16 protein-coding genes are annotated in these 16,342 nt (G+C 58.8%); 7 read left to right on the top strand and 9 right to left on the bottom strand.

Going from position 1 to position 16,342, the window contains the following annotated elements:
* The first annotated feature begins 220 nt into the window (after positions 1-220).
* The 4 genes from fabD (at position 221) to fabF (ending at position 4,097) form a co-directional block, all read left to right on the top strand.
* Positions 221-1,165, top strand: coding sequence for an ACP S-malonyltransferase (fabD, locus tag ASB65_RS11470; RefSeq protein ID WP_060724028.1), 945 nt, complete (start codon positions 221-223; stop codon positions 1,163-1,165).
* 98 nt (positions 1,166-1,263) lie between these two features.
* Positions 1,264-2,001 (top strand): 3-oxoacyl-[acyl-carrier-protein] reductase, encoded by a 738-nt coding sequence (fabG, locus tag ASB65_RS11475; protein WP_003502072.1) that lies wholly within the window; start codon positions 1,264-1,266, stop codon positions 1,999-2,001.
* Positions 2,002-2,351: 350 nt separating this feature from the next.
* On the top strand, positions 2,352-2,588 hold the full coding sequence (locus ASB65_RS11480; protein ID WP_003502080.1) for an acyl carrier protein: 237 nt from the start codon (positions 2,352-2,354) through the stop codon (positions 2,586-2,588).
* Positions 2,589-2,834: 246 nt separating this feature from the next.
* On the top strand, positions 2,835-4,097 hold the full coding sequence (gene fabF, locus ASB65_RS11485) for a beta-ketoacyl-ACP synthase II (protein ID WP_003502082.1): 1,263 nt from the start codon (positions 2,835-2,837) through the stop codon (positions 4,095-4,097).
* Here the strand turns inward: fabF and ASB65_RS28505 are convergent.
* The gene (locus tag ASB65_RS28505) at positions 4,085-4,282 is read right to left on the bottom strand and encodes a hypothetical protein (RefSeq protein ID WP_162266776.1); all 198 of its coding nucleotides are present in this window, start codon (positions 4,280-4,282) and stop codon (positions 4,085-4,087) included. The genes fabF and ASB65_RS28505 overlap by 13 nt on opposite strands.
* 144 nt (positions 4,283-4,426) lie before the next feature.
* On the opposite strand from ASB65_RS28505, the gene mltG reads away from it, so the two are divergent.
* The 3 genes from mltG to gmk all read left to right on the top strand — a co-directional run bounded on the left by mltG (position 4,427) and on the right by gmk (position 7,270).
* Positions 4,427-5,647: an endolytic transglycosylase MltG gene (gene mltG, locus ASB65_RS11490; RefSeq protein WP_060724029.1), complete on the top strand. Its 1,221-nt coding sequence runs from the start codon at positions 4,427-4,429 to the stop codon at positions 5,645-5,647.
* 67 nt (positions 5,648-5,714) lie between these two features.
* Complete coding sequence (locus ASB65_RS11495) at positions 5,715-6,602, top strand: YicC/YloC family endoribonuclease (RefSeq protein WP_020810362.1); 888 nt, start codon at positions 5,715-5,717, stop codon at positions 6,600-6,602.
* A 5-nt stretch (positions 6,603-6,607) separates the two neighbouring features.
* On the top strand, positions 6,608-7,270 hold the full coding sequence (gmk, locus tag ASB65_RS11500; RefSeq protein ID WP_060724030.1) for a guanylate kinase: 663 nt from the start codon (positions 6,608-6,610) through the stop codon (positions 7,268-7,270).
* Between the two features lie 86 nt (positions 7,271-7,356).
* On the opposite strand, the gene ASB65_RS11505 is transcribed toward gmk, so the two are convergent.
* From ASB65_RS11505 to ASB65_RS11540, 8 genes are all read right to left on the bottom strand, one after another.
* Positions 7,357-7,728 (bottom strand): hypothetical protein, encoded by a 372-nt coding sequence (locus ASB65_RS11505; RefSeq protein ID WP_060724031.1) that lies wholly within the window; start codon positions 7,726-7,728, stop codon positions 7,357-7,359.
* 7 nt (positions 7,729-7,735) lie between these two features.
* The gene (locus ASB65_RS11510; protein WP_223568481.1) at positions 7,736-8,170 is read right to left on the bottom strand and encodes a hypothetical protein; all 435 of its coding nucleotides are present in this window, start codon (positions 8,168-8,170) and stop codon (positions 7,736-7,738) included.
* 351 nt (positions 8,171-8,521) lie between these two features.
* Positions 8,522-9,352, bottom strand: a complete 831-nt coding sequence (gene rsmA / locus ASB65_RS11515; protein ID WP_060724033.1) for a 16S rRNA (adenine(1518)-N(6)/adenine(1519)-N(6))-dimethyltransferase RsmA — start codon at positions 9,350-9,352, stop codon at positions 8,522-8,524.
* The gene (gene pdxA / locus ASB65_RS11520; RefSeq protein WP_060724192.1) at positions 9,352-10,374 is read right to left on the bottom strand and encodes a 4-hydroxythreonine-4-phosphate dehydrogenase PdxA; all 1,023 of its coding nucleotides are present in this window, start codon (positions 10,372-10,374) and stop codon (positions 9,352-9,354) included. The genes rsmA and pdxA overlap by 1 nt, the downstream gene beginning before the upstream one ends.
* Before the next feature lie 26 nt (positions 10,375-10,400).
* Positions 10,401-11,348, bottom strand: coding sequence for a peptidylprolyl isomerase (locus ASB65_RS11525; RefSeq protein WP_003502094.1), 948 nt, complete (start codon positions 11,346-11,348; stop codon positions 10,401-10,403).
* A 297-nt stretch (positions 11,349-11,645) separates the two neighbouring features.
* Positions 11,646-14,027 (bottom strand): LPS-assembly protein LptD, encoded by a 2,382-nt coding sequence (locus ASB65_RS11530; RefSeq protein WP_003502095.1) that lies wholly within the window; start codon positions 14,025-14,027, stop codon positions 11,646-11,648.
* Positions 14,028-15,116, bottom strand: a complete 1,089-nt coding sequence (gene lptG / locus ASB65_RS11535) for an LPS export ABC transporter permease LptG (protein ID WP_003502097.1) — start codon at positions 15,114-15,116, stop codon at positions 14,028-14,030.
* On the bottom strand, positions 15,113-16,282 hold the full coding sequence (locus ASB65_RS11540; protein WP_003502098.1) for an LptF/LptG family permease: 1,170 nt from the start codon (positions 16,280-16,282) through the stop codon (positions 15,113-15,115). Before ASB65_RS11540 ends, lptG begins: the two co-directional genes overlap by 4 nt.
* Between the last annotated feature and the right edge of the window lie 60 nt (positions 16,283-16,342).

Here is a 16,342-nt window from a genome sequence, read left to right on the forward strand (position 1 = left end):
AGAGGTCCCGGTGCTTTGGCGAGTTTTGGAAGGTGGGGTGAAAGTAATGGGGATTTGCCGCAGTGCAAGAAAAAATATGATGAAAAGAAAGGGGAAAACAGGTCGGCAAAACCCCTGACAAAGGCCTGCCATAGGGCTTCAAGCCTTGACTTCGCTGGCGGGAATGTGAATGGAAGTCCGAAAGAATAAAGGCAAGGCCAGACAAGAAGGACGACATCCCATGGGTATTGCATTCACATTTCCCGGTCAGGGAAGCCAGGCCGTCGGCATGGGCAAGGAGCTGGCGGATACCTATCCGGAAGCGCGCGCCGTGTTTCAGGAGGTCGACGAGGCGCTCGACCAGAAGCTTTCCGATATCATGTGGAACGGCCCGGAAGAGACGCTGACGCTGACGGCCAATGCCCAGCCGGCGCTGATGGCCGTGTCCATGGCGGTCATGCGGGTTCTCGAAGCGCGCGGCTTCAAGCTGTCCGATACGGTTTCTTATGTAGCCGGCCATTCGCTCGGCGAATATTCGGCGCTCTGTGCCGCCGGCACCTTCTCGGTTGCCGATACCGCCCGTCTTCTGCGTATCCGCGGCAATGCCATGCAGGCCGCCGTGCCGGTCGGCGAGGGCGCGATGGCTGCGATCATCGGGCTGGAGCATGATGCGGTGTCCGCAATCTGCGAGGAAGCCGGCATCCTCGGTGTCTGCCAAATCGCTAATGACAATGGCGGTGGCCAGCTGGTCATTTCCGGCGGCAAGGCTGCCGTTGAAAAGGCGGCGGCGATCGCTTCCGAAAAGGGCGCCAAGCGCGCCATCATGCTGCCGGTCTCGGCACCCTTCCACTCCGCACTGATGGCGCCGGCGGCGGAAGCCATGCGCGAGGCGCTGGCCAAGGTCGAAAAACACAACCCGGTCGTGCCCGTTGTCGCCAATGTGCGCGCCACACCCGTTTCCGATGCCAATGAGATCGCCGCTTTGCTGGTCGAGCAGGTAACGGGCCAGGTGCGCTGGCGCGAGACGGTGGAATGGTTCGCCACCAACAATGTCACGCAGCTGTATGAGATCGGTTCCGGCAAGGTGCTGACGGGCCTTGCCCGCCGCATCGACAAGACGGTGAACGGCGTTGCCGTCAACGGCGCTGCCGATATCGACCAGCTTCTCGCCACTCTTATCGGCTGAGACGGGCTTCGCCCCGTAACGGCCTTTTGTTTTACGATAATTCCCGATGCAATTCCGTTAAAAGGCTTTGCGGAGTTGCTCTAAAGAAGGAACGGAACATGTTAGATCTGACAGGCCGCAAGGCTCTCGTAACCGGCGCGACCGGCGGCATCGGCGAAGAAATCGCCCGCCTTCTCCACAGCCAGGGCGCAACCGTCGGCCTGCACGGCACCCGCGTTGAAAAGCTTGAAGCGCTGGCCGCGGAACTTGGCGACCGCGTCAAGATTTTCCCGGCCAACCTTGCCGACCGCGCCGAGGTAAAGGCGCTCGGCGAAAAGGCCGAAGCCGAACTGGAGGGCGTGGATATCCTCGTCAACAATGCCGGCATCACCAAGGACGGCCTCTTCGTGCGCATGAGCGACGAGGACTGGGATAACGTAATCGAAGTGAACCTGACGGCGATGTTCCGCCTGACGCGCGAGCTGACACATCCGATGATGCGCCGCCGTTTCGGCCGCATCATCAACATCACCTCCATCGTCGGTGTCACCGGCAATCCTGGCCAGGCCAACTACTGCGCCTCCAAGGCCGGCATGATCGGTTTTTCGAAGTCGCTGGCGCAGGAAATCGCCACCCGCAACGTCACCGTCAACTGCGTGGCGCCCGGTTTCATCGAAAGCGCGATGACCGGCAAGCTGAACGACAAGCAGAAAGACGCCATTATGGGCGCCATTCCGATGAAGCGCATGGGAACCGGTGCGGAAGTCGCATCGGCCGTTCTTTACCTGGCTTCCAATGAGGCAGGTTACATGACCGGCCAGACCCTGCACGTCAATGGCGGCATGGCGATGATCTGACGGCGCCTGAGGCCGTCATGAAAAGGATTGCGGCGCTGTTTAAGCACCTTCTTGGGTAGCTGGCGCCGCAAGGCCCCGCCGACTGGTTTTCGGCGAAATAGCCTGTCATACGCTGTGCTTAGCGCGTTTTCAGGCTTTTCGACCGATTGAAACCATGTTAAGCGGGCCAAGACTGTGAACAGTCGTCCCGGAGAGACAGGAAGCCGTTGCGATTTTGCGTGACGATGTCTAGCTTGGACCGGGTTGAACGGGTTTGCCAGCAGTGCCGGATTTGAACGGCGCATGAGGGCTTCTAACAGGGCAGGGTGCCGTAAGGCATTCCCTTCAAAATAAAGGTCGAGGAAACCGACATGAGCGATATCGCAGAACGCGTAAAGAAAATTGTAATTGATCATCTTGGCGTTGACGCCGACAAGGTTGTTGAAGGCGCTAGCTTCATTGACGATCTGGGCGCTGATTCGCTCGATACCGTTGAACTGGTCATGGCTTTCGAAGAAGAATTCGGCGTCGAAATTCCCGACGACGCAGCTGACTCGATCCTGACTGTCGGCGACGCCGTAAAGTTCATCGAGAAGGCCCAGGCCTGATCGACCTTCATGGGGGAGGTGCAATATCCTCCCGTCCTTGGCCCGGCTCGTCCGGGCCAATGTTTTATAGGCAGACGGTACATGCCCCAGGCGGCGCGTGTTCCGGGTGATGCATGAGGTCACGGGCCGGAAACGGCGCCCGCAGCCATTATGCTGACATTTGAAATACTGCAACATCGAATGAACATCCCTGATGTCCGGCGTTGCATGAAGACCGATGATTTGGATAAGGGCGGAGCGTTGGCGATGAGGCGTGTCGTTATCACCGGTACCGGCATGGTATCTCCTCTTGGATGTGGGACGGAAGTGACCTGGGAACGGCTTTTGGCTGGCCATAACGGCGCCCGTCTCGTGACTGAATTCGAAGTCGAAGACCTTCCGGCAAAGATCGCCTGCCGTATTCCCGTAGGCGATGGTTCCAACGGCACCTTCAATGCCGATGACTGGATGGAACCCAAGGAACAGCGCAAGATCGATCCTTTCATCCTGTACGGCATGGCTGCCGCCGACATGGCGCTTGCCGACGCGGACTGGCACCCGGAAACGGACGAGGACCAGATCGCCACCGGCGTTATGATCGGCTCCGGCATCGGCGGCTTGGAAGGTATTGTCGAGGCGGGCTATACCCTGCGCGACAAGGGCCCGCGGCGCATTTCTCCCTTCTTCATTCCCGGCCGTCTGATCAATCTCGTATCCGGCCAGGTTTCCATCCGCCACAAGCTGCGCGGACCGAACCATGCGGTGGTGACGGCCTGCTCGACCGGTGCGCACGCCATTGGCGATGCCGCCCGTCTGATCGCACTCGGCGATGCCGACGTCATGGTCGCCGGTGGCGCTGAATCGCCGGTCTGCCGCATCGCGCTTGCCGGCTTCGCCGCCTGCAAGGCGCTTTCAACCCAGCATAATGACGATCCGCAGAAGGCCTCGCGCCCCTATGACCGTGACCGCGACGGTTTCGTCATGGGTGAAGGTGCAGGCATCGTCGTTCTGGAAGAGCTGGAACACGCCAAGGCGCGCGGTGCGAAGATTTACGCCGAAGTCGTTGGTTACGGCCTTTCCGGTGATGCCTATCACATCACCGCTCCGTCCGAGGATGGTGAAGGCGCCTATCGCTGCATGTCGATGGCGCTGAAGCGCGCCGGCCTGACGCCTGATGATATCGATTACATCAACGCCCATGGTACTTCCACCATGGCGGATACGATCGAGCTCGGCGCGGTCGAACGGCTCGTCGGCGAATCGGCCGCGAAGATTTCGATGTCTTCCACCAAGTCGGCCACCGGCCATCTTCTTGGTGCGGCGGGCGCTATCGAGGCAATCTTCGCCACGCTTGCGATCCGCGACAACATCGTTCCGCCGACGCTGAACCTCGACAATCCCGATGTCGAGACGAAGATCGACCTGGTGCCGCACAAGGCGCGCAAGCGGCAGGTCAACGTGGCGCTTTCGAATTCCTTCGGTTTCGGCGGTACCAACGCCTCCCTCGTGCTGCGTCGTTACGAAGCATAATCCCCGGCGGCGGCTCTGCCGCCGCGCTGGCGCCCTCCCACCGGGTGCTGACGAAGGCCGTTCTTTCCTTTGAAGAACGCATTGAGGCTTGCGAAAGTCATTCCGGTTTTCGCGCCGATATTGTAGTCGTTTATGAAGCGTTTGCCGGTTCGGGGTGATTTCCGGCCGCAGGCTGCTTCCTCCATCGGCTTTGTCCGAAACGATGTTCGTGAAGCGGAAAGATATGCTTCACGATATCTCCATGTGGTGCAGGAAGGCATTCCGAACCTGTTTTTGCCGCATTACCTGCGCAAAAAGCGCTGACAACGCCGAACTGAAAAGGACCGACGGTGAGCGACACGAGCCAGAACAGCCAGGGACCATACGGACAGAACGGCGCGGGCGAAGGTAATCGCGGCCCGATCATTCCGAAATCCCCGACGGAAGCCTTGCGGCCGGAAAAAGTACCGGCGCCGCCCAAGCGCTCCCGTAAGGCCCATGGCCAGCTTGTAATCTTTCTGAATTTTCTGATGACGCTTGCAGTCGCGGTCTGTGTGCTGGCCATTGCCGCTTTCTATTACATGATCAATGCGTTCCAGGAGCCCGGTCCGCTTCAGACGAACACCCATTTCACGGTGCGCAATGGTGCCGGCATCATCGAGATCGCCAATAATCTCGAGCGCAACGACGTCGTCTCCAACGCCCGCGTCTTCCGTCTGATGACCGGCAGCTACCTGCAAAAGGACCAGACGCTGAAGGCTGGCGAATACGAGATCAAGGCCGGCGCGTCGATGAAGGACATCATGATGTTGCTGGAGTCCGGCAAGTCGATCCTTTATTCCGTGTCGCTGCCGGAAGGCCTGACCGTGAAGCAGATGTTCGCGCGCCTTGGAGCAGACGAAGTGCTGGACGGCGAATTGCCCTCGGCCCTGCCGCCGGAAGGCAGCTTGCGCCCCGATACCTATCGCTTTACCCGCGGCACCAAGCGCGAAGAAATCATCAACCAGATGAGTGCGGCGCAGGACAAGCTGATCGACATGATCTGGGAGCGGCGCGATCCTGACCTGCCGATCAAGACCATCGAGGAATTTGTGACGCTTGCCTCGATCGTCGAGAAGGAAACCGGCAAGGATGACGAGCGCGCCCATGTTGCTTCCGTTTTCTACAACCGTCTGAAGAAGGGCATGCGCCTGCAATCCGACCCGACGATCATCTACGGTCTGTTCGGTGGCGATGGCAAACCGTCCGATCGCCCGATTTACCAGTCTGACCTGCAGAAGCAGACGCCGTTCAACACCTATGTCATCAAGGGCCTGCCGCCGTCTCCTATCGCCAATCCGGGCCGGGCGGCGCTTGAGGCCGTTGCCAATCCCTGGCGCACGGATGACCTTTATTTCGTTGCCGATGGCACCGGCGGCCACGTCTTTGCCAAGACGCTGGAAGAGCACAACGCCAATGTGCGCCGCTGGCGCAAGATCGAGGCTGAGAAGGCTGCTTCCGGCGCCAATCCCGATGTTGTCGTGGATGGTCAGCCGGGTGGGGCCGAGGCGGAAAAACCCGCCAACAACTGATAATCTCGACCGGGCCCTGTGATCCACAGGGCCCGGTTTTGTACGGCATGACGGGGGGCTTCCAGATATGACATTGCAATCGATGACCGGCTTTGCGCGCAGCGAAGGAACCTCCGGCCGTTACCGCTGGGCGTGGGAATTGCGGTCCGTGAACGGCAAGGGGCTCGATGTACGCCTGCGTCTGCCGACCGGTCTTGAAGCGCTGGAAACCGCCTTGCGGGAAATCGCGGGCGAGCATCTTTCCCGCGGCAATATTCAGGCTGGGCTTACGCTCGCCATTGCGGAAAACCGGCTTGAGGCCGTGATCAACCGCGATGCGCTCGCTGCGGTTCTGGCACTTAAGAAGGAGCTTGGTGATGTCGTTGAAGACAAGCCGCTGAGCTTCGATACGTTGCTTACACTGCGGGGTCTCGTCGATTTTCGCGAGGCGGAAGACGATGCTGAAGCGCAGGCCACACGTAATAGCGATGTGCTGGCCGGTTTTGCGGTTGCCGTCGAGAAGCTGAAGGACATGCGCGAGCGGGAAGGGGCGTCGCTGTTCGCCATCCTGTCCGGCCATATCAACCGCATAGAGCAGCTTGTGGACATCATCGAGAATGATCCGTCCCGTCAGCCGGAACAGATCGCGGCAAGACTTGCCCAGCAGATCTCGCTCATCGGCGATGGCCTGCACGGGCTCGACCGCGACCGCCTGCATGCCGAGGCGGCGCTGATTGCCACCAAGGCGGATTTGCGCGAAGAGATCGACCGGTTGCACGCCCATGTTCAGGCTTCCCGGGAACTGCTGACCAATGGCGGGCCGGTAGGGCGCAAGCTCGATTTTCTTGCACAGGAATTTAACCGCGAGTCGAATACAATCTGTTCCAAATCGAATGCGAGTGCGGTAACCGCAGCAGGCATAGAGCTGAAAGTGGTGATCGACCAGTTTCGCGAACAGGTCCAAAATCTGGAGTAGACCCCATGGTCCCGGTGAAAAATTCTCCCGTCACGATTGCCCGCCGAGGGCTGATGCTGGTGATTTCTTCGCCATCAGGCGCGGGCAAATCCACGATTGCCCGCAACCTGCTCGACAAGGACAAGAATATCGGCCTGTCCGTCAGCGTTACGACGCGCCCGCGCCGCCAGAGCGAGATTGACGGTATCCACTACCATTTCATTTCCAAGCGCGATTTCGAGCGTCTGCGGGACAGCGATGCGCTGCTGGAATGGGCGGAAGTTCACGGCAATTTCTACGGCACGCCGCGCGGGCCGGTGGAAGATGCCATGGCCGCCGGTCGCGATATGCTGTTCGATATCGACTGGCAGGGCGCCGAGCAGCTGCAGGACAAGATGAAAGCCGACGTCGTTTCGATCTTCATCCTGCCGCCGACCATGACCGAACTTCAATCGCGCCTGCATCGCCGCGCCGAAGACACCGAAGAGGTCATCAAGACCCGGCTCCTCAATTCCCGTGCCGAAATCGAGCACTGGCGCGATTATGACTATGTCATCCTCAATGACGACCTGCAGGCCGCCTTCGAGGCTGTCGAAGCAATCGTGAAGGCCGAACGCGTCCGCCGTGACCGCCGCCACGGCATGTTCGATTTCGTGCGGGCGCTGCTTGAGGAAGAGCCGAAGCTTTAAGCGCTTCCGGTAAGCTAACTCATCCGCCGGGATGGGAAGAACCCATCGCCCGGGCAGTATGGGATAATTTGTTAGGCCTGTTCCAGTTAGCTGCGCCCAAAAGCAAGATCGAAGCCCGTCAGGTTTCTGATTGCAGCACCGATCACACCAAAAACCGCGTTCAGAACTGTCTGGACGGTCTCGTAAACGAGGAACTCAGAATAAAGCAGCACGCTGCTGAGGGCCAGTTCCTGTGTGTGCATGGCCATATCCGCGTGCTCTCTGGAAATCGTACCGTTCTTGAGGCCTGCCTGCGTTAGCCATGCCTTTTGCGCAATCGACTTAATATGAACGGCAATTTCATTTTTGACTTCATTGAAGTGCGAAATGAGAACCGCTGAAACCTGCTGCAGAATGCCCTTATAGAGTTCCGACGCATCTTTCGGTTCAAATTTATCCAGATCTAGTGCCTTTGCCATGTGAACCTCACTTCAACCGGGCTTCAAACAACTTCGGAACGCTACAGGCTTCCTTCGTGGCGAATGTGGACGCGGTCTCAACGTTAAAGGGTGCTTTTCGATGAGCAGCCAACTGTGTCATCAGCGCCTCCTGGCAGATCAGCAGTGCTTTGTGAATAATCTGGGCGGGTCTACCGGAAACGCGGTTGCGAAGGTAAGTTGCGCGGCCTTCGGCAATATAAATTGCCGAACGTACATTTGATACTGCGTCGACGTATATGCCTTCGACCTTGGAGAACGGTGTTTTATCTTCGTAAACAGCAGATACTGCGGCATCAATCTTATCGATATCGTTGTTTAGCGCCTCAACGTGCTTCATCAGCGCTTCATCGAAAGTAGGTGTCACGCTAACACATGAGGAAAGCGTGAATAGCGAGATGGCCAAAACATAACTTATCTTCACGCGATCCCCCTGATATTTGAAACTGTGAAGTGGAAAATGTACAATAGGAATGGATATATAATTTACAGTTGTATGTTTGGAGTCAAGCACTGGTTGTGATCGGGCTTGGTGATTGTGGTCTGGATCATGTCACTCAAGGTGAAAAGCGGAAAATTTCCCAAATAGGCAGCGCTTTTCATAAGGTTTCTTCCGAACCAGCCACGTTAACAGAGGTGGTCGTGTCACCGGTTTCCCGTGGCGCGCGATCGTCGAAAATTCATCATCGGAAATTTATAGGTCGCGCCACAGATCAAGTTCTGTCGCGGACCTGAAGGGAACCCGTGTCGTCAAGCTTTCGTGTCTGGTCCAGCCTTAGAGGCAGTTCGCCAACGTCACGAATTCCTCCACCGACAGCGTTTCCGCTCGCCGCGTGGGATCGATGCCCGCTTTTTCCAGCAGGGTTTCACCGCCAAGGCTTTTCACGCTCTGGCGCAGCATCTTGCGGCGCTGGCCGAAGGCGGCTTCCGTGACCTTTTCAAGCTTGGCAACATCGCAGGGCAATGGCTTGTCCTTCGGCAGCAGGTGCACGACGGTGGAGGTCACTTTTGGCGGCGGGCTGAAGGCCTGTGGCGGGACGTCGAAGGCCATTTCCGCGACCGTGCGCCAGCCGGCGAGAACGCCCAGACGCCCATAATGATTGTCGCCTTCTTCCGCCACGATGCGCTGGCCGACTTCCTTCTGGAACATCAGCGTCATGGAAAGCCAGAAGGGTGGCCATTGTTTCGGCAAAAGCCAGTTGACCAGCAATTGCGTGCCGACATTGTAGGGCAGGTTGGCGATGATGCGCACCGGTTCACCGGCGGGAACCAGAGCCTCGAAATCGGTCTGGAGGGCGTCGCCCTCGATGACCTCGAGCCGTCCGGGATAATGCGCCTCGATTTCCGCCAGCGCCGGCAGGCAGCGGCTGTCGCGTTCGACGGCGATGACCTTTTTCGCCCCGAGCGAGAGAATGGCGCGGGTGAGGCCGCCGGGACCGGGACCGACCTCGATCACCGTCACGCCGTCGAGCGGCCCTGCCGTTCTGGCAATCTTCTGGGTGAGGTTGAGGTCGAACAGGAAGTTCTGACCGAGCGATTTTTTCGCGTCGAGCCCGTGGCGCTGGATGACATCGCGCAGTGGCGGCAGTCCGTCGATGGCCGCCATTATGCGCCAACCCGGCTGCGCGCGGAAATCCCCGCCGCCATCTTCAGCGCCGCGACAAGGCTCGCTTCATTGGCAATGCTCTGGCCTGCAATGCCGCAGGCCGTGCCATGGTCCGGCGAGGTGCGGATGAAGGGTAGCCCAAGCGTGACATTGACGGAATCGTCAAAGCCGAGCGCCTTGGCGGGGATCAGCGCCTGATCATGATACATGCACACCGCCACGTCATACCGCTTGCGGGCAGCATCGTGGAACATGGTGTCGGCGGGCAGGGGGCCGAAGGCATCGATCCCGTCCTTCCGCCACCGCATTGTCGCCGGGTGAACGATATCGCGATCCTCGGTGCCGAGTGCGCCATCTTCACCCGCATGTGGGTTGAGGCCGGCAACCGCCAGACGCGGCGCCTCGATGCCGAATTTTTGCCGGAGATCGGCATCGATGATCTGGCAGGTCGTGACGATCAGTTCTTCCGTCAGGGCTGCCGGCACGTCTTTCACGGGGATGTGGATCGTCACCGGGACGACACGGACCTTGGGTCCGGCAATCATCATGACAGGCGTCACCTGTTCGCCGGTCTGGCGCAAGGCGAGATCGGCCAGAAACTCCGTATGACCGGGGAAGCCGAAGCCCGCCTCGTATAGCACCGATTTCGCGATCGGATTGGTGACAACGGCAGCAGCTTTGCCCTCGACCGTCAGGGAAACGGCGGTCTCGATGGCCTTGATCGTGGCATGGGCCGCGCCGACATGCGGCTGGCCGGCCTGCACTTCGAAGCCGACAGGAAGCGGGAGGATGGGGAAAGCGCGTTCGAACAGGCCGACGGCATTCTCCGCATCGCAGGTCTCGATATTGACCGGAATGCCGATCAGCGCTGCACGGCTCGCCACCACATCGGGGTCGCCGATGAAGATGAAGGGCGGCACGCCGCTCTCCCGGCGCTTTGCCCAGGCGGTGATGGCGATGTCGGGGCCGATACCGGCTGGATCTCCCTGTGTCAGGGCAAGCGGCAGGGATGCATATGTCACGGAAAGACCCGGCTCTTGTATCAATATCAGGTGTTGACGATCTGCGCCTTCTTGCGCAGCTCATCCATATATTTCTTTTCGTTCGGGTTTTCGCCGTCCTTGGCCTTCATCAGGTCTTCGGACTTGAACACCATTTCCGCCGCATAGTCGTCGGAAACCTGACGCTGCTTGCAGATGGCCAGATATTCGACGCCCTTTTCGGTCACGCGCGTTCCGGTGGTGCCGCCTTCCTTGGTCTTTTCCACCAAAGCTTTCCAGTCTTCCGGAAGTTCGGGGGCCAGAATGCGGCCGAGGTCCTTGATCGCCACGTCGCGCATGGTCGCGGCAAAGCTCATGGCCTGGTCGCAGCCGGGGTAACGCTTGCGCGAGGCTTCAGCCTCAGCCTTGCGCTTGCCGGTAATGGCATTACGCTTCGATTCCGGGATGACGAAGATGACCTGCTGCAGGAAATATTCCGTGGTGACGGGCTTGTCGCCGCGTTCCTTCAGGCGGGTCACGAGATCCTGCGTCGACATCTTGCCGCGGGCGCCATAACGGGCGTTGACAAGACGTGGCCAGCTCATCTGAATGGCGATGAAGGACTTGAAATGGTCGGCGCCGACACCCGCCTGCGACAGCACCTTCGTCAGTTGCTGCGGGGTCATCTTGTTGTTGCCGGCAAAGCGTGCGAAGGCCGCATCGACATCGTCGGTGCTGACCGACATTTTCACGCGGCCGATTTCCTCGCGCTTCAGCGCCTCATCGACAAGCTGCTCACGCGCTTTTTCATTGAGATTACCGGACTGGCGCTGCAGCTTCAGGAAGGCGACGCGCTTGGCGATATCGTCATTGGTGATGGGTGTCTTGTTGACGACAATCTTGACGGTGCTGTCGGCGAAGGCCTGGCCGGCATAGGGCACAATGGCCATGGGAACGGCGAATATCGCAAAGGCAAAAGCAGCGCCACGCAAAGCCGTCTTTCCGAAATTCATCATATCCTTCTCCCTTTCGTCGGGCAGGGTCCTGTTGCCCTGTCCCGCCAATCTGTTTTGTCTGATGAGGGGATCATCGAACTCTCCCGCTCTTCAGGCCTGCACCTGTGCATCCACACCGCAAATTTGCCACGTATATATCATCGCGATCCGCAAGACGGCAATGTGTCGGTTTGTTGAAAGAAAACCCGATAGGTTCCATGCGCGGCCGACATTGGCGTGTTGTTGCGGCGAAACCGTGGCTTTACTGGCCAAATGGTAAAAAGGCAGGCCACGATGCTGCGTAACCTGCCTCTAAACTCAGTAGTTGTTTGGCTTCCAGCCGATATCCATGTCGTTCCAGTCATCGTTTGCTGAACCGATGCTGATATCGCCGAGCGTCCGGAAGGCCAGACGGGCATTGATCGACCAGTCATTGGCGGCCTGGCGGCTGGAATTGATATTGCCTTCGTCGGAATAGCTGACCGTCAAGATCGTGCATTCATCCTGATAGGCAATGCCGATACGGCGCTCGGCAGCAAATTTTCCGTTCAGATCGTAGTTGATCGAGCCAAACAGCGACCAGTTGTCGTCCATACGCAGTGTGCCGGAGGCCTGAATGATATCGCGGTCTTCGTTATAGCCATATTTCGGCTGCGCCTTGACCTGCGTATAGCTGAGCTTGCCGGTGAGGCGGCGATCCGAATAGCTGATGCCGGTTTCCGACCGGTTGATGTCGAGATCGTCCTTGTCGAGACGCAGGCTGGAAGACAGAGAAAGACCGATCGGCGCATCGAAAGCAGCCATGGCGACGTAATCCGAACGGTCGGATTCGAGGCCGGAATTGGCGCCTGCATTGACGAGATCGTAGGAGGCGAAAGAGTTGTCGCCCGCCAGATGGAAGGACTGGCCGGCAATGGCGCGAACGCCGTAGCCGTTGTCGAAGGTACCGTTATAGCGGAAGCCGATGTTGGCGCGCGTGCCGCCTTCGATGCGGTCGAAGCCGGAGAATTTGTCGCGTTCGAACAGATTGGTCGCGTCGAATACGAATGCCTGTGCGTCCTCGTTCGGAAGGCGGCCGGCATATTGTTCGTTCGGGCGCACGAAAATCTGCGCAATGGGTTCAATCACATGGCTGCTGTTGAGTGCCGTGAACAGCCAGGGATAACGCACTTCCAGGCCGCCGGTGACCATGCCGCGGAAAGCCGCACCGTCATTCATCATGCCCTCATAGGCATAGGAGGTGCCGCCCGAGGTGAAGGCCGCGGGAGACATATCCGTCCAGAGCGCGTCACCGCGTGCAGCGAGGATCGGCGTGATCTGCAGGCCGCTGTCCATCGTGAAGGTGCGTTTCCACTCGGCTTCGGTGGAAAGGCGCGTATAGTCGCCTTCAAGCCCGCTGAAGCGCGGATAACCGCCAAGCGCGTAGGCATCCTGCTTCAAGCGCGTGATGCTCGTCAGGTTGGTGGTCAGCGAAAGCTCGCCGCCATAGATCGGATCCGGCACGAAATAACGATAGTCGACAACCGGATGGACGATGGCCTGCTTGCGTTCCTTGGATTCGGTATTGTCCGTGTCCTGAACGTTGAAATAATAACCACGGGCTTCGAAGCTGTTACGCTCGCTCGCGCCGGTCAGGTAGATCTGGTTGGTCTGAACGTCGTTTTTATAACCCTTCAGCCCATAGGTGCGCGAAAAGTTATTGTCGGTCTGCACCATGGCATCCCAGCCGAACGCCCAGCGCGGGTTGATCGAGAAATCACCCTTGCTTGCGATCATGCCACGATTGTCGTTGAGCGCATCGCTGGTGCCGGCCGTGAAGGTATCGGACTTCTGCTGGCTGATGCCGGCGATCGTGACCGTATGCATACCGGTTTCGAAGCGCTGGCGCAGTTCCGCCTGCAGCAGCAGACCCTGCGTCGTGTAATAGGTCGGCGTGACGGTCACGTCCGAGGTGTCGGACAGAACGTGGAAATAGGGGACGCCGATGCCGAAACCGAGATTGTCGGTAATGCTCATCTGCGGGAACAGGAAGCCCGATTTGCGCTTCACTGTATTGTCCGGAACCGTGAGGAACGGCAGATAGGCGATCGAATGGCCGAAAAGCTGCAGACGGGCCTTTTCCAGCCGGATCGTATGGGTCTTGCCGTCCTGAACGACGCGTTCCGCCTTGACCTGCCACAGAGGCGCCTTTTCGGGCCGCTCGGCGCAGGGCAGACACGCGGTGTAGACGCCGTTGTTGAGGACCATCAGGTCGCCTTCGAGACGCTCGGCACTTTCACCCGCGATACGGGTATTGTCCGTGGTCTCGACGCGCAGGGCATTAACGAAGCCCTGACCGAAATCGTCGGTGACGTCCATCTCGTCGGCATAGATCTTGTTGCCGCCCGGCTCGATCAGCTCGATGTTGCCATGGGCAATCACGCGGCCGGTCTGCTGGTTATATTCCACTTGCTGGGCCACCATGCGGTAGCCCGAATATTTCATGCGAACGACGCCCTTCGCGATGACGCGCTGGGAATCGCGATTATAGGTCAGTTCATTTGCTGTAAGCAGGAGTTTCGAATCGTCTTGGCTTGCCGACGCAAGCAAACCATCCTGGCCGAAAGCGACCGGGCTGGATGCCAAATACGCGCACACAGCGGCACCTGTCAGAAGGGCCGTCCAAAGCCGCCTGATATTCCCGCGGTCATATACCGCCACTTAGCCGTCCTCCTGATGAAGCAGAATGGTTGCCCCCAAAGCCAACGCCACGACGACTGGAACCCAGACCGCGACGGTGGGAGGGACAACACCACCACTCCCGAATGCCCTTACGAGCACGGTTACTACATAAAGCACGAAGCCGGAAACGATTCCACCCAGAATCACGGAGCGCGACTGGGCGAAGCGGCTGAACTTTAATGAAACGGTCGCGGCGATCAAGGTCATCGCAACCAGAAGCAGGGGCGTCGATAGCAGGAAATGATACTGCGTCTCAAGCGCCTTTGAAGATAGTCCAAAGGACTTTGCAACTTCGATCTTGTGAGAAAGGTCAAAGAAAGCAACGGTTTCCGTCTGCGTCATGCGTTCCTGGACAAATTCCCGTCTCAGATTGGTACTGATCCGCGTGCTCTCTTGCCGAACTGGCACATGTCCTGCACGTGTTTCCGAAACGCCGTTAAGAAGCCAGTAACCATCTTCCAATTTAGCCGACTTCGCATCCTGCCGCGAGACGATGTTTCCGTCCTTGTCGAGGTGGATCAGAACCACATCGAGAAGCATCGTTCCGTTGTCCTCGAAGCTCTTGGCGCCGATGATCGTATCCTGGCCACCACTTGTCTGGCGCATCCACGGAATGATCTCCTGCTGGCGGCCGCCGCCTGCTTCATTGCGCAGACCGGCTTCCATCGCCAGCGACTTGTTCTGGCCCCATGCCGCGATGGGGTTCAGAATGATGACGGACAGGATGCCGATGAAAACCGCGCCGAGCACGAAGGGAAGGATGAATTGCCAGGCGGAAATGCCGGCAGCGCGCGTCACCACCAGCTCGTAGCGCCGGTTGAGCGAGATCAGCGTCGTCATGCCGACGAATAGGGCGATAAAGGGAACGGTCTGCTGCAGGATTAGCGGCAGGCGAAGCGCCGTGAGGCCAAGCGCGGCCGGAACGGAATAGCCGGGCAGGCCGGACATGCGCCGTGCAGTCTCGCTGAAATCGGCAAGGTAAATGATCGAGGACACGCCGAGCACGAACCAGATGGCGGTGATCAGATAGCGTTTCAGGAAATACCGGGAGAGCGTGTTGAAAATCATGCGTTGCCGCTCCCAGAGCTTTTCGCCATCCGGCTGGAGAAGAGACGGCGCAGACGACCCATCGCATCGGCGATGACCTTCGGCATTTTCGGCTTGCGACCGGTCAGCAGAATGAAGGCGGCAGCGGCGCCGCTGAGGCCCGGAACGGCATAGACCAGCGGAATGAAGGCTGCGCTCTGCTTGATCTGATTGGTGACATAAAAACCAAGCCACCGCAGTATGAAGGCCGTCACCAGCGCAGCGACCATCGGATGCATGCGCGCCTCGCGATGCGAACGGGCGTCAGCGGCGATGACCAGTGAAATCAGCGCGAAGGAAAAGGCGAACATCCAGTCCGACAGGCGCTTGTGCAACTCGCTGCGGAAATTCTCCGGCGAGCGCTTGTAGCTCGCATTGTTCTCGTCGGGCGAGAGAAGGAAACCGAGGCTGGCATCGCCGGGAGAGAGCGACGGCTCCGAATCCTGTTTTTCCGACATGGTCGAAAGGTCGAAGGCGTAGGACAGGAACTTGACGATCGAGACCTTGCCGTCGGGCGTCTTCTGCTGCACTTCGCCGTCGCGCATGGTCAGCGAGGTGCCGCTTTCGTCGATCATGCCTTCCTTGGCATAATAGATGAGGTCGAAATTAGGATCGCGGCGGTCGGCGACGAACAGGCCCTTGAGAATACGGCCCTGCCGCTGCGCAATCTGCACATAGAGACCATCCTGAATGGTGCGGAAGGTCTTTTCCTCGATCACCGAAGACAGAAGGTCGGCATAGGCGGCGGCCACCATCTGCCGGGCGGAGCTGCGGGCCGGCGGCTCGATGAAATTGGTGATGGTGAAGGAAAGGGCGCTCAGAACGGCGGCCAGAATGAGAACCGGGCGATACATCACCGAACGCGGCGATCCAGCCGCATCGATAATGGCAAGCTCGGAATCATTGTTCATCGTCGTGAAGATCTGGGTGATGCCGATGACAAGCGCGAAAGGCAGCACGACGGGAATGAGCGTCGGCAGGATCATCGTCGCGAGCGCCATGAAGGAGCCCATCGACTGGCCCGTATCGGTCACGAGATTGATTCTCTGGAGAACCTGGATGGTCCAGATGATGGCCAGCACCGGCAGCAGCGCGACCAGAAACATCTGCGTTGTCCGCCGCAGGATATAGTTCTCGAGAAGCTTCATACGGCCCTGTTCGATATTGTTTTTCCGTGCGATCGCTCGCCGGATTTCCGCTTATCTAAT

It is taken from the genome of Agrobacterium tumefaciens str. B6 (assembly GCF_001541315.1).
Lineage (GTDB): Bacteria > Pseudomonadota > Alphaproteobacteria > Rhizobiales > Rhizobiaceae > Agrobacterium > Agrobacterium radiobacter.

Bases quoted from the DNA above. Each gene is read 5' to 3' on its own strand.
- fabD (WP_060724028.1), top strand. From the start codon at position 221: ATGGGTATTGCATTCACATTTCCCGGTCAGGGAAGCCAGGCCGTCGGC.
- fabG (WP_003502072.1), top strand. From the start codon at position 1,264: ATGTTAGATCTGACAGGCCGCAAGGCTCTCGTAACCGGCGCGACCGGC.
- ASB65_RS11480 (WP_003502080.1), top strand. From the start codon at position 2,352: ATGAGCGATATCGCAGAACGCGTAAAGAAAATTGTAATTGATCATCTT.
- fabF (WP_003502082.1), top strand. From the start codon at position 2,835: ATGAGGCGTGTCGTTATCACCGGTACCGGCATGGTATCTCCTCTTGGA.
- ASB65_RS28505 (WP_162266776.1), bottom strand. From the start codon at position 4,282: ATGGAGGAAGCAGCCTGCGGCCGGAAATCACCCCGAACCGGCAAACGC.
- ASB65_RS11495 (WP_020810362.1), top strand. From the start codon at position 5,715: ATGACATTGCAATCGATGACCGGCTTTGCGCGCAGCGAAGGAACCTCC.
- gmk (WP_060724030.1), top strand. From the start codon at position 6,608: ATGGTCCCGGTGAAAAATTCTCCCGTCACGATTGCCCGCCGAGGGCTG.
- ASB65_RS11505 (WP_060724031.1), bottom strand. From the start codon at position 7,728: ATGGCAAAGGCACTAGATCTGGATAAATTTGAACCGAAAGATGCGTCG.
- rsmA (WP_060724033.1), bottom strand. From the start codon at position 9,352: ATGGCGGCCATCGACGGACTGCCGCCACTGCGCGATGTCATCCAGCGC.
- ASB65_RS11525 (WP_003502094.1), bottom strand. From the start codon at position 11,348: ATGATGAATTTCGGAAAGACGGCTTTGCGTGGCGCTGCTTTTGCCTTT.
- lptG (WP_003502097.1), bottom strand. From the start codon at position 15,116: ATGATTTTCAACACGCTCTCCCGGTATTTCCTGAAACGCTATCTGATC.
- ASB65_RS11540 (WP_003502098.1), bottom strand. From the start codon at position 16,282: ATGAAGCTTCTCGAGAACTATATCCTGCGGCGGACAACGCAGATGTTT.